Source organism: Terriglobia bacterium (genome assembly GCA_032252755.1).
Lineage (GTDB): Bacteria > Acidobacteriota > Terriglobia > Terriglobales > Acidobacteriaceae > JAVUPY01.
Genome location: JAVUPY010000065.1, coordinates 1 through 12,827, shown reverse-complemented (window position 1 = coordinate 12,827; position 12,827 = coordinate 1). Strand labels below are relative to the sequence as shown.

Here is a 12,827-nt window from a genome sequence, read left to right as displayed (position 1 = left end):
GGGCAGTTCCTCAGCCACCGTAGTCAGTGTCAAAGCATTAGAAACTTTTGTCACGGGCATCTAACCCGGAAGGGTCTGTCAGATGAACATAGCGAGCATTAATCCCACCACGAACGAGGTCATAAAGCGATTTGAATCGCTGACCGATGAACAAATAGGGCAGAAACTTCAACTCGCGTCCGAGGAATTTCGACGACACAGAAAGACATCGTTTTCTGAGCGTTCCCGGTGGATGGCTCGCGCCGCGGAGATACTGGAGAAGGAGACGGATCGTTTCGCCCGAATTATGACGATGGAGATGGGCAAAACGCTCGACTCCGCCCGTGCTGAAGCGAAGAAATGCGCAACCGCGTGCCGCTACTACGCCGAGAATGCGGAGCGCTTCCTGGCCGATGAAGAGGTCGCGACGAACGCGACGAGAAGCTTTATTCATTACCAACCGATTGGGGCAGTGCTCGCTGTGATGCCCTGGAACTTTCCATTCTGGCAGGTGTTTCGGTTCGCCGCGCCTGCATTGATGGCGGGAAATGTCGGACTGCTGAAACACGCATCGAATGTTCCACAATGCGCGCTCGCGATCGAGAAAATCTTCCGCGAGGCAGGTTTCGCCGAGGGGGTATTTCAGTCACTCCTCATCGGCGTCGACAAGGTGCAGAAGGTTCTCGATGATCCGCGCGTTGTTGCGGCTACGCTGACTGGGTCGGGACCAGCCGGGAGCAAGGTCGCAAGTGAGGCAGGTTCGCGGATCAAGAAGACTGTTCTCGAACTGGGTGGTTCGGACCCGTTCATCGTCATGCCCAGTGCTGATCTCGATGAGGCCGTGCAAACAGCTGTGCGTGCCCGCATCATCAATAACGGACAGTCCTGCATTGCGGCGAAAAGATTCTTCGTGGCTGAGTCGATCGCTAGCGAATTCACCACGAAATTTGTGGAAGGAATGCAGAGGCTTCGAGTTGGTGACCCAATGCTTCCGGCGACAGATGTTGGGCCGCTCGCGACGCCTCAGATCGCTGCTGATCTCGAACAACAGGTCGGCGAGTTGCTCAAATCCGGCGCGCGCGTTCTGACAGGCGGGAAGCGCATCTCCGGAGCAGGCAATTTCTTTGAGCCAACTGTTATTACAGATATCAGGACCGGTACGCCCGCGTACTACGAAGAGTTATTCGGGCCGGTGGCAATGTTGTTCGTGGTGCGCGATGCTGACGACGCGATACGGATGGCCAACGATTCACCCTTCGGATTAGGAGCAAGCGCCTGGACCAACGATCCTGGCGAACAGAAATTATTCGTCGATGAAATCGAATCGGGCATGGTGTTCATCAACGGAATGGTGGCTTCGGATCCGCGCATACCGTTCGGCGGAGTAAAGCAATCGGGCTACGGTCGGGAGTTAGGCCTCTACGGTATTCGCGAATTCATGAATGCGAAAACGGTGTGGATCAGGAACAATCCCCAAAACCAGCAACCACCTGCCTCAAACTGAGCTTATCCAGTCAACTAAACGAGCTGAATAACTCGTCGCTTTCACAGACTTTAATGTGCACGTGGTCCAGAGCGTTTCCTGCACTCGTCGGCGTGTCGTCACTGCAGCGCATGGCCGCTGCCATGCTGCGCAGCTCATTCAAAACACCGATCACCAGCTTGTGACGAGCCGCTGCCAACAGGCTTCTGACCTCCTCCGGGGGCAGAACCAGAAAGGAACAGGTTTCGTCGACGCGAAAACTGAAGACATCGTGTAAGACGAACGAAGTCCGGAGATTGTCAGGAAGGGATTGCAGTAACCGCTGAAGAATCAGCCGGAAGGAATCCGGCACAGGATGATGAGAGTCGGGCTCGTTCGGGCGTACTGCGGATAGAAAGAGTTCAAGTATCTCGTCGGAGTCCCAATCACCCCATTGATCTATTGTTAACGGCTCATACTCGGTGGAGTCCCCATTCAGAATGGACGTGCGGCGCCCAACCATGTATTCGAGCGTCCTGCTTACTACAAAAGTTCTTGCCCACGATGAAAAGCGAGAGGCGTCTTTCAGTTCACCGAGATTATCTACGGCCACCGTGACAGCCTGCCGTACCATCTCGAGTGCGTCATCCGCTCCCCCCAACAGCAGACATGCAGCGTCGTACATCGCTCCCAGCTCGCTGTTGAACAGCTCTACCGTCGCCTGGCAGTTTCCCCGGACAGCCTGTGAGAGCAATCGTTCGGTTGTTGCCACATCCTTCCATATCATCGCTTGTGTTCCTCCCGCAGGCGCACTTCCTTGATAATTGATTTCATGAGTGGATCTGTTGCAACGAGCAAAACACCATCCCCGGACATTTCACCCAGTAACGCGCTGCCGGCCTCATCGATGAAGGTTACGTCGTCAAGATCTACCACCAGCTTTGAAGACATCGGACGCGCTTCGTGATAACAACGCCGCAGCTCAGCGACCCATGCTTCCGCCAGTCGACCTTCCAATCGGAATGTCGTTTGGCGTTTTTCGTTTTGTATGTTGATTCGGAGCACGGCTGTACATGTGCAGGCAGCATGCCAAAGCCGAACAGCATACCCTCAGATCAGGTAAGTGTTGGCACAAAAGGAGATTGGCAGGCGTGGGCCGATATAGGATGGGTATGATTCATAGCGAGACCTGCCGAATGGTAGGCACGATGCCGTTCGTTCGGCAGCAGCGTTCGGCCCCGCTAAAGCTAAAAATGTACTGGCCTATGTCTCTGCACGCGAGATTCCGAGCTTTTTCATCCGCGCTTGCAGGGTTGTACGCTTCATGCCAAGGCGTGATGCCGCACCGTTCGGGCCACTAATCACCCCATGTGTCTCTCGCAAAACATGCAGTATATGTTCGCGCTCGACACTGGTCAGAGTGGGATCGGGAGCCCCGGACTGACTGGACGGCGCGAGTTCGTCGAGGGGGATGTTCAGCATGGGGCTGGGTGAAAGGATGACAGCTCGTTCGACGAGGTTTTCTAATTCCCGAATGTTCCCCGGCCAATGCCAGGCCATAAGAGATTCCATCGAGTGCGGCGATATAGCTCGGAAGTGTTTTCCCATATGGCGAGCATGTTTCTGAATGAAGTAGCGGACCAGCGTTGCAATATCCTCTCTTCGCTCTCGCAGGGGCGGAACCGAAAGCGGCACTACTCTGAGGCGATAGTACAAGTCATTTCGGAATTGGCGGTCGGCAACCATCTGCTCCAGATTGCGATTAGTTGCCGCAATCAATCGCAGGTCGACATGGATGGTGCGAGTACCACCCAGGCGCTCAAATTCCTTCTCTTGTAGAACCCGGAGCAGCTTAGGTTGAATTTCCAACGGAAGATCCCCAATTTCGTCCAGGAACAACGTTCCGTTCTGGGCGAGTTCGATACGACCCACCTTCTGCGAAATCGCGCCGGTGAAGGCGCCTTTCTCGTGTCCGAACAGTTCGCTTTCCAGTAACCCGGTCGGAATCGCCGCGCAATTGAGTTTCACAAACGTGCGATCCTGCCGTTTACTGAGCCGGTGAATAGCTCGCGCAATCAGTTCCTTGCCGGTGCCGGTCTCGCCCTGGATCAGCACACTCGCATCGGTTGGAGCAACTGTCTCAACCAGTTTGAGGATGTCCTTTAATGCTTTACTCTCGCCAATGATTTGCCCGAAGTTATATTCATTCCGAATCTCGTCTTCAAGGTAAAGCTTCTCTTCTGCCAGTCTGTCCTTTAGCTTCTGCACTTGCTCAAAAGTAAGTGAGTTGTCAATTGCGACCGAAATCTGGTTCGCGATGAGGAGTAGCAATTCCATGTCTTCTTTGCTGAAGGCATTCGGTCGTGTGCTAGCGACATTCAGAACTCCAAGGGGGCGGTTGCGGTTTAACAGCGGTGCGCTACACAGCGACTTCAAGTGCTCGCGGGCCAACAGGTCCGCAATTTCTTTGCGCACGCCTTCGGCTTCGAACTCCCTGAAAATCAGAGGCTTCTTTGCCTGTAATACTTTTTCCGCGACACTGCCCTGAAATGCAAAAACCAGATCCTCGTGAATCAAGCCGATACTCTTGGGGAAGTCCAATCCATGGACTCGAACCATTTCGCCAGAGGGCTCCAGCAGGACGAGGCTGGCAAATTCATGATGAAGTACGCGGCGCAATGATTCTGAAATAGCTGGCAGCAGATCTCGAAGTTCGAGATTTCTGGCTACCGCTGTTGTAATCTCCAGAAGTAATTGCAGTCGGTCTCTTTCATGTTTGAGGTCTTGTTCGTATGCACGGGCCGACTCATAATGAAGAACGTTGCCGACAGCGGCTGCTACGACAGCGGCCACCTTCTCCAGGAAATGCACATCCTCGTTTTGATACGCTGACCGGCTTGTACTGCCAAATCCGATTGCTCCCAATTGCCGCTGTGGTGTAGTGAGCGGGAGCAGGCAATAGGACACAACGCCGTTCCTGCGAAGCGAATCGACAATTTGTGGGAAACGGGTTTCCTGTGAAATATCGGTCCAAGTCAGCGGTCGCTGCGATTGCCAAACCAACGCGGCCAGAGATTGCTCAATCGGCAACTCACGCGGAAGCGTGTATGGCACGTCTCTTATTGGGGTCTCGAGCACGTTCTGCCGCATCGTGTTCGAGGCGGAATTATAGAGAGCGAGATGCAGAAATTCGAACTCGACAAGTTGATGCAGTCGGGGACAAAGATTGAGAAAGAGATCTTTGCAATCAAAGTGACCAACAATACAGTCAACTACATCAACTAATGCGTTGAACCACGACTGCCCCAACGCTCGATCTTCCTGGGCGACGGCGCACATGGTTTGCAGGCTACATCGCCGGGACATAGGTTGTCAGTGAGGGAACGCATCTCGCAGGAACTCGCAACCATCCTGTTTTGAGTTACATGCACCCACCCAGGCAATTTGCAAAAGAACAATTTCTGCTGTGCGTACGTACGCGTTCGAGTAACTGAAGAGACGGTGCCTGCAATCCTTCGGCTTCGAGGGACTGCTGGCGCTAGTGAACAGAACAGCTTTCGCCCGCCAAACCGGGGGGCTGGGGCCGGCACTACAAACCGAAGTAGCCCTTTTCTTTCAGCAACTCCGCATTGAGTAAAGCTGCGCCGGCGGCTCCGCGGATGGTGTTGTGCGAGAGCACGGTGAACTTCCAATCGAGGAGGCCGCAGGGGCGAAGGCGTCCGCAGATGGAAGACATGCCTTTGCCGCGATCGACGTCGAAGCGCGGTTGCGGGCGATCGTGGCGCGAGTCGTAGAGGATGGGTTCGGCGGGTGCGTGCGGGAGTTTCAACTCCTGCGGAAGCGAGCGGAAACTCGTCCATGCTTCGATGATCTGCTCGGGGGCAGCTTTCTTCTTCAGCGAAATCGAAACAGATTCGGTGTGGCCATCTTCGACGGCTACGCGGTTGCAATGCGCGGTCATGCCGAAATGAGCGAGTTCAACCTCATGGGCTTTGAGGGTGCCGAGCATTTTCTTCGTTTCAATTTCCATCTTCTCTTCCTCGTTCTTGATGAAGGGAATGACGTTGCCGAGAATGTCGATGGAGGGAACACCGGGATATCCGGCGCCGCTGACGGCTTGCATCGTGGTGACGAAGAGTTTTTCAATTCCGAATGTTTTGTGAAGAGGTGCGAGCGCGAGGACGAGGCCGATGGCAGAGCAGTTGGCGTTCGTGACGATGAAGCCGCCGGATTGTTTGCGCCAAGTCTGGTCATTGATGAGCGCAAGGTGGTCGGGATTGACCTCGGGTATGACAAGCGGCACGTTGGGGTGCATGCGCCAGGCGCTGGAATTGGATACAACGGCGCTGCCGGCTTCGGCAAATTGGGGTTCAAGTTCGCGCGCGATGTCGGCATCAAGGGCAGCGAAGATGATTTTGGGTGCACCCTTCGGACCGGCGGGTGAGACTTTCATTTCGGCGACGTTGCGCGGAAGCGACGTTCTCATGCGCCACTTCACGGCTTCGCCATAGGCTTTGTCGGCCGAGCGGTCGGACGCAGCGAGCCACGCGACTTCAAACCAAGGATGATGCTCGAGCAGTTGGATGAATCGTTGGCCGACCATTCCGGTCGCGCCGAGAATGCCTACGGGGAGCTTCTTTTGCATGGGAACGTCTCAAAAATTGGGGATAAGGAAAGTTTAACACCCGAGGATAACGGCAAAACGGCAAAGGGAAATATGACAAAACAAAGTTGCGGTTCCCTCGACTACGCCGCGCAAGGCCAGAGCGGCTGCGCTCAGGATCACGGCGCAGTGCATTCCGAACAACGAAGAACGACCAACGAAGAACGATTACGGAGCCGCGTTAGCTTTGACTACGTATTCGTCGATGATGACAGCGATGAGGGCAGCGGTTGGGACTGCGACGAGCGCGCCGAGGATTCCGGCGATCGCGCCCCCGAGAACCAGGGCGATAATGACGGCAAGGGGCGGCAGATCGACGGTCGATTTCATGATGCGTGGGGTCAGGAAAGCGTTTTCGACCTGCTGATAGATGATGTAAAAGATGAGGACTCCGGCGGCTTTCGTCCAGGAGTCGAAAGCGGCGACGATGGTGGCGAGGCCCACGGAGACGACAGGGCCGACGATGGGGACGATGTTGGCGAGTCCGCAGAAGACGCCGAGCGCGTAGAAGTATTTCACGTCTAAAAGCCAAAAAACCAGAAGCGAGAGGCTGCCCAGGATCAGCATGAGGAGGGCTTGGCCAAGGAGCCATTTGCTGACGCGCCTTTCGGCGGCGATAGCGGTTTGTCGCAGGCGCGGCTGGCGGGATGCAGGGAAGAGGGAGAGGAACCAGAGGAAGGCGCGCTCGCCGTCGAGGATGAAATAGGCGGTGATGATGAGCCATGTGAAAAAGGCGAAGACACCGCCGGCGATCCCTCGGGCGAGACCGAGGGCTCCACCGAGGGCTTCGGTGGCGTGCTGCTCGAGGGCGTCGAGATTGATGCGACCGACGACCGGGATGCCGTGCAGGCGTGCGTAGAGGTTCTGACCCTTCGCCGGCAAATCGCGGGCGAAGCCCTGGAGATCAGCGAAGATGGGCGGCAGGGCGAAGAGGAAAAAGACGGTCAGGAGGAAGAGTCCGATTGCAAGGATGACAATCACGGAGAGGGCTCTGCCGGGGCGCCAGTTTCTGATGTGGAGTTTCTGGACTAAGACGATCGCCGGGCCAATGACGACAGCGAAGAGAATGGAGACGTAGATCAGGAGGAGGACGTCTCGCACGTACCACGCGAGCGCCAGCAGAATGGCGATGAAGAAGGCGAAGAGAATGTCGGAACGATTGTTTTGTGAGGTCATGTTATGGATCGCCCATAACTGCTGGGTCCGACCCGCAAAGCCTCTGTAACGCTACGGGCGGGACTGGAAAAGGATGCCCTATCTGTAGGATGAGAGTAAAGAGGCGTGTGTCCAAATCTCCTAACTTCGCAGATATCGACACCGTGATATTGCATGCCATCGGAGACAAGCCGATCCATCGCATCGCTCGTAATGACAAAACCGTGCAGCCAACCTAGTCGCGGATGACTTCGGTGGCTTCGCCGGGGACAAGGACGCGGACGAGTTTTTTGTCTTTGTCGAGGTAGAGGAGCCAGTCGCCGTAATCGGAGCTGAGAGAGAACTTGTCGAGTTCTTTGGCGGCGCCGTGGATCATTAAGGTTTCCTTGCCGATGTAACTGATCGTGGCCATTCCGGAAGTGCGCTGTCGGGGAATGATGAAACCGTATTTAGCGGGTTCGAGACGGCATCCGTTTTCGCCTGGCTTGGGAACGCACCCGGAACCGATATAGCGCCACAGCAGGAGTTCGCGCTGCGAGAAGAAGTAGTCATCGAGGATGGCCGTGGAGACGGGCATGATGTATGGCTGCTCGGTGTACTTGTCGCCGGCTTTAATCCGCTGGATAAGGAACTGATCGGAGGGCATAAGGGTGGTTTCGCCCTTTTCTGATCCGCCGGTTTCCTTCCAATCGTAGCGAACCAGAGTTCCAAAAGACGTGAGTTGCAGTTCAGTGTGCTGGGATTGGGTGCTGTTTTCAAGCTTGATATCGGAGGTGGTGATGCTGCCGCCGTCTATTTGCTTTATGTTGAACGTTTCCGTGGCGATGCGCTGGCCGTTTACGAAAACGCCGAAGGAACCGCTGTCCACGATCTTCGCCTCGGCCTGCTTCTCTTTCTTTTTGTCCTTCTTGTCTTTCTTGGAAGCGAAGGCCGAGCTAACGAGTACGACGACGAGCATGAATGCGACGGACCAGGGCTTGATTCTCACGATTCCTCCAAACTTCAACTTTCTCCCAACAGGGACTCAATTTCACGCGCTACTTCGATGATGGACTTGCCGGATGTTTGAACCCGGTGCGGGGCCATGCGGTAATGGAGTTGGCGTTGTTCGTAAAGGAGACGGAAACGTTCGGCGTCGGCGAAGAGAGGACGCGACGGATCGTCTTCCCCAAGGCGCTGGCGTAACTCGTCGAGCGGGGCGTCGAGATAAATGACGCGGACAGCAGCAGCTTCGAGTAGAGAGCGATTGGCAGGCTGGACGAAGGCTCCGCCGCCCAGCGCGACGATGGTTGGATCGCCGTCGTGGAGAGCGTCGAGAAGTTTCGAGAGCGCTTCAGTTTCCATTTGACGAAAAGCGTCTTCGCCGAGCTCACGGAAGATGTTGGCGACGGTGCGGCCGCAGCGGGCTTCAATCTGGCGGTCGAGATCGACAAAACGCCAGCCAAGGCGTTGCGAGAGGGTCATGCCGACGGAAGTTTTACCGGCACCCATAAAACCGATAAGAAATACACTACGGGTTTGATGGCTCTGACGGCTTCGGATGGGTTGCGTCTGGATCACCGTTCTCCGCGTGACGGCCGGCGCGGGACTGGCACCTACTCCACCTGAGAGCGTGCTTCAGTGAAATCCCGTACTGCCAATGTTTACTGTTTCTTGACGCGGATTGTACCACTGTAAGAACGGAGTTGGACCGAGGAACCACCTGAGTTGGAGGTACCCGCAAAGGCACGTCCCGAGGTAACTGGAAATGGGACGTGTTGCTTGGGATGGAAGGGGAAATCGTTTTCGACTTTGCCGGTGACCGAGCGAGCGGCGACGTCGACGGAGGCGTTGGCTGGGAGACTGACGTTGATATCGCCCGAGTGAGTGGTGAATTCGTAGTCACCGTTATCGGAGAACATGCCGGTGTAGGTGATGACTCCGTTGGTGGTGTTGACTTCGACGTTGGGTCCGCTGACGTTCTTGAGCGTAACCGGTCCGGACACGGAACTGATTTCGACGTGGCCGTCGATTATGTTCGTCGCTGTTATATTGCCCTTTAACGTCCGAAGGTGAACATGTCCTCCGCCGACATCATGGACGTCGATGTTTGCGAGATCGCCGTCGGCACTGACGTCTCCGCGGACCTTTTCGACGGAAATAGGGCCGGCGGAAGAGTGGATGATGAGGTCGCAATCGGGGGGCACAGTCACATCGAACTGCACGCGGGAGACATTAGCGTTCGGGCGCTGCTGAAGCGAATGAGTGAACAGTTCTACGCGCGAGCCCGTGTGGGTCTGATCTATTTCCATCTGGTCAGGCTGAAGCGTTGCGGTTGCGAGAATTTGCGAGCCGGGAGCGACGTGGACGGTGACGGGGCCGAAGTCATTGGTGATGGTGAGAGAGGATCCGGGACCAACGTTGAATCTCATCTCCTTGCGGGTCTGCGCGACGGACGCAAGGGAAACGAAGGCGAACGCGACTGCCAGGGCCAGCTTTGCGCCGTTATTCCACGTGTTCATGATGTCTTCGGCGGCCCCTCAGGGGCTGAAGCCCCTATCTCAAATTCTGCTACCGCCACGGCTAAAGTCGTGGCCTTACCCAACTCTGTACCTCACTGTCCCGAACGTGAGGCCATTCTGTACAGCAAAGCCTTCTGCTGATACGCGCGCATTAGCAATTGGCGGGCGCCGTCGTCATTGGGGTTTTCCCGGACGGAGCGCTCCGCATCGCGAATGTAAGAATTCACATCGTGCAATCCCTGTTTGTAAGTATCACGGACATCGGGTGGAAGTTGCGCGACGTTGCTGAGGATTTCCTGATCTTCGGAACTGGTAAGGTCCGAATCTGCGATGGCGGCAACCTGGGGATTCGTGGATTGGTCCGCGGGGGGCTTGTTGTGAGTCAGGTAAATACCCGCGAGCAGCATCGCGATCACGGCTCCAGCGGCGAACCACTCCCAGTCTCCCAGAGGGAGTCCTAGAAGGGACCTCCTTGCTGGTGCGGATTTTACCAGCCCTTCGCGCTCTAGAGACTTCTGAAGTCCTTCCCACACACGCGGGCTCGGATCTTCCATGGGAACCAGGAGTTTAGCCTGGTCGGCAATGTACTTGAGGTCGGCAACGAGGTCGGCACAGACCGGGCAGTGACGGAGGTGCTCCTCCTGCTCGGCATTGCCGCCTGTATCAATGATGTATGGCAATACGCGCTGGAACTCTGCGCAGGTCATTTCTTCTCTCTCCCAATCGAAAGAGCCACCCCGGTCGCGCCGTAGATTCCGTAATTCGCCATTGTGCCCGGCACTCCCATATGGCTTCCTCCTCTCAATGCCTTAAGGCCTTTTCGGCTCTGCTGATCTTGAGGAGGTCGCGCAATTTCATGCGCGCTTTGTGCAGTTGTGATTTGCTGTTCCCGATGGAGCAGCCCATCATTTCTGCGATTTCATTATGCTCGTAGCCTTCAATATCGTGCAGCACGAAGATGATGCGGTATCCAGGAGGCAAACTTTCGATGGCCCTCTCAAGATTGACGCGATCGATAGACCCGGCGAGCACGTTGTCACGCGCGCCAATGTCCTTCTTCGGCCCGTCTTCCTGTTGTGGCTCGAGCGCTTCGTCGAGCGAAATTTCCGGCAGGCCCTTCTTCCGCAGATGCATAAGCACCACGTTCACGGCCAGCCTGTGCAGCCAGGTTGAGAACGCAGACTCGCCGCGGAAGGTTGCGATCTTCCGGTAAAGCTGGAGGAACGCTTCCTGCGTCAGGTCTTCGGCTTCGGCGGTGTTCCCGGTCATGCGCAAGCAAAGGGAATAGACGCGCCGCTTGTGGAGCCCATAAAGCATTTCGAACGCTATTGCGTCTCCGCCCTGGGCTCTTGCAATCGCCTCAGCTTCGGTAATTCCGGAAGCCAGAATTTTCTTCGCTTGAGTCAATGGCTATTCTTTATTGGCTGCTATCTCTAGGATGCCGCCAGAGTTGATGTTTGTTGTATTCGAATCGCTGAGGGAAGGCAATGGCCAACACGCAACGACGCCGGTTTCAGTAAGTGAGTGCTGACTTGCGAGGTCCCAGATGTAAGAGGCCCCACAACAGAGAGGACTCGGCAGCCACTTTGGTTGCCTAACCGCGAATTTTCGGGGGTTTAGGCGGATGAAAACGGCGGGCGGATATCCGTGGCGAAGGCCCCACCTGCACAACCTTTGTGGCACGGCTAAAGAGCCGCGCCACACAGAGAGACACACCAAAAGACTACTTTGAAGCTCCTGCTTTGATGGTTTCGAGACCGTGGCCGTGGGGGCCAGTCTCGCGCTGGCGGAGGAGGAACGCGAAGGTAACGCCGAGGAAGCCAAGGACCGAGAAGATCTCCATGCCGAGACGGTAGCCCTTCGGGTTCGCCGCGCTGGCGGCAGCGTGATCGTTGGCCCAGCCAATCAGGAAATTAAAGCCGGCCAATCCGATGTTCTGGATCATGGTCATTACGCCGTAGGCGGTACCGAGTTTTGCTTCATCCACGATGTAGGCGACCGAAGGCCACATTACGGCCGGAATCAACGAGAAGGCGATGCCCATCATCGCCATCGGGACGTAGAGGTTCACGTGGGTGTATCCCATCATGATGTACACCGGGATCAGCAAAAGTGAGCCAAACATCATGAACAGGGCGCGCTTCGCGACCTTGTCAACAAGCAGGCCGAACAAAGGCGTGGCGATCATGGCGAAAAGAGTGAGCATGGATGACAAAAAGCCGCCGAGTTCGCGCGAGGTTCCGTGGGCGTCCATGAAGAACTTCACGGCGAAAGTCTGGAAGGGGAAGATGCCGGAATAAAAGACGATGCAGAGTCCGACGATATACCAGTACGAAAGACCGAATTTGAAGAGCTCGCGGAGCTCGACCTTGTCCGGCTTGGAGGCCGCACCGAGTTCGTAGTGTCTTTCGGCGTAGTTTTCCAGCCCCCAGTAGATGACAGCACCGACGACGCAGAGAGTGCATACGCCGACAGCGATCAAGAATGGATAGCGCCAGTTGACGAAAGCGGCGCGTGCCCACGTCGGCGAGTTGAGAGCGGCAAATGAGCCGAGACGAGCAATCGTGAGATTTACGCCGAAGGCGAAGCTGAGTTCTTTGCCGCGGAACCATTTGGCGAGCAGCGTAGTGACGGAGACAATGAGAGACTCGGCGCCCATGCCGAAGACGAGACGCCCGGCCGCCATTACCCAGAGGTGCGAGCTGAGGACCGTGATGATGGAGCCTAGAAGACAGAGAACACCAAACAGCATGGTTGACTTCTTCACGCCGACGCGGTCGATGATCATGCCGCCGATCACGACGGTGAAGATGTTGGGGATGCTGTAAATGCCCTGGAGCAGCCCGATGTTTGAGTCAGTAAAATGAAGTTGCTTTACGAGCAGATCGGCGACTGGACTCAGGGCGTCATAGACATAGTAGTTGCCGAACATCGCCAGGCTGACCCAGATGAGGACGTTCCAGCGATAGAACTTACTTGGTTGAGGGCGCTGAATGGCCAATTCCGCGGTGGAGTCCATCGTGTTTACACTCGTGGGGTGAGAGTTTGAATTGAAACAATAGCAGAT

General features: G+C 55.9%; 12 protein-coding genes. 1 reads left to right on the top strand and 11 read right to left on the bottom strand.

Annotated elements, in window-relative coordinates; translation table 11 throughout:
- The first annotated feature begins 82 nt into the window (after nucleotides 1-82).
- Complete coding sequence (locus ROO76_15570) at nucleotides 83-1,483, top strand: NAD-dependent succinate-semialdehyde dehydrogenase (GenBank protein ID MDT8069583.1); 1,401 nt, start codon at nucleotides 83-85, stop codon at nucleotides 1,481-1,483.
- A gap of 10 nt (nucleotides 1,484-1,493) precedes the next feature.
- Here ROO76_15570 and ROO76_15565 read toward each other — a convergent pair whose 3' ends face one another.
- From ROO76_15565 to ROO76_15515, 11 genes are all read right to left on the bottom strand, one after another.
- Complete coding sequence (locus tag ROO76_15565; protein MDT8069582.1) at nucleotides 1,494-2,228, bottom strand: sigma factor-like helix-turn-helix DNA-binding protein; 735 nt, start codon at nucleotides 2,226-2,228, stop codon at nucleotides 1,494-1,496.
- Nucleotides 2,225-2,458, bottom strand: a complete 234-nt coding sequence (locus ROO76_15560; protein ID MDT8069581.1) for a hypothetical protein — start codon at nucleotides 2,456-2,458, stop codon at nucleotides 2,225-2,227. The genes ROO76_15565 and ROO76_15560 overlap by 4 nt, the downstream gene beginning before the upstream one ends.
- Before the next feature lie 246 nt (nucleotides 2,459-2,704).
- The gene (locus tag ROO76_15555) at nucleotides 2,705-4,705 is read right to left on the bottom strand and encodes a sigma 54-interacting transcriptional regulator (protein ID MDT8069580.1); all 2,001 of its coding nucleotides are present in this window, start codon (nucleotides 4,703-4,705) and stop codon (nucleotides 2,705-2,707) included.
- A 325-nt stretch (nucleotides 4,706-5,030) separates the two neighbouring features.
- Nucleotides 5,031-6,086 carry an aspartate-semialdehyde dehydrogenase gene (gene asd, locus ROO76_15550; protein ID MDT8069579.1) on the bottom strand — a complete coding sequence of 352 codons (1,056 nt, stop codon included), beginning with the start codon at nucleotides 6,084-6,086 and terminating at the stop codon, nucleotides 5,031-5,033.
- A gap of 186 nt (nucleotides 6,087-6,272) precedes the next feature.
- Nucleotides 6,273-7,280, bottom strand: a complete 1,008-nt coding sequence (locus ROO76_15545) for an AI-2E family transporter (protein MDT8069578.1) — start codon at nucleotides 7,278-7,280, stop codon at nucleotides 6,273-6,275.
- A 214-nt stretch (nucleotides 7,281-7,494) separates the two neighbouring features.
- Nucleotides 7,495-8,247 carry a hypothetical protein gene (locus ROO76_15540; protein ID MDT8069577.1) on the bottom strand — a complete coding sequence of 251 codons (753 nt, stop codon included), beginning with the start codon at nucleotides 8,245-8,247 and terminating at the stop codon, nucleotides 7,495-7,497.
- 14 nt (nucleotides 8,248-8,261) lie between these two features.
- The gene (locus ROO76_15535) at nucleotides 8,262-8,819 is read right to left on the bottom strand and encodes a shikimate kinase (protein ID MDT8069576.1); all 558 of its coding nucleotides are present in this window, start codon (nucleotides 8,817-8,819) and stop codon (nucleotides 8,262-8,264) included.
- A gap of 83 nt (nucleotides 8,820-8,902) precedes the next feature.
- Nucleotides 8,903-9,760, bottom strand: a complete 858-nt coding sequence (locus tag ROO76_15530; protein MDT8069575.1) for a DUF4097 family beta strand repeat-containing protein — start codon at nucleotides 9,758-9,760, stop codon at nucleotides 8,903-8,905.
- Nucleotides 9,761-9,852: 92 nt separating this feature from the next.
- Nucleotides 9,853-10,467 (bottom strand): hypothetical protein, encoded by a 615-nt coding sequence (locus tag ROO76_15525; GenBank protein MDT8069574.1) that lies wholly within the window; start codon nucleotides 10,465-10,467, stop codon nucleotides 9,853-9,855.
- A 94-nt stretch (nucleotides 10,468-10,561) separates the two neighbouring features.
- Nucleotides 10,562-11,167 (bottom strand): sigma-70 family RNA polymerase sigma factor, encoded by a 606-nt coding sequence (locus tag ROO76_15520; GenBank protein ID MDT8069573.1) that lies wholly within the window; start codon nucleotides 11,165-11,167, stop codon nucleotides 10,562-10,564.
- Between the two features lie 316 nt (nucleotides 11,168-11,483).
- Nucleotides 11,484-12,779 carry an MFS transporter gene (locus ROO76_15515; protein MDT8069572.1) on the bottom strand — a complete coding sequence of 432 codons (1,296 nt, stop codon included), beginning with the start codon at nucleotides 12,777-12,779 and terminating at the stop codon, nucleotides 11,484-11,486.
- Nucleotides 12,780-12,827: the final 48 nt, after the last annotated feature.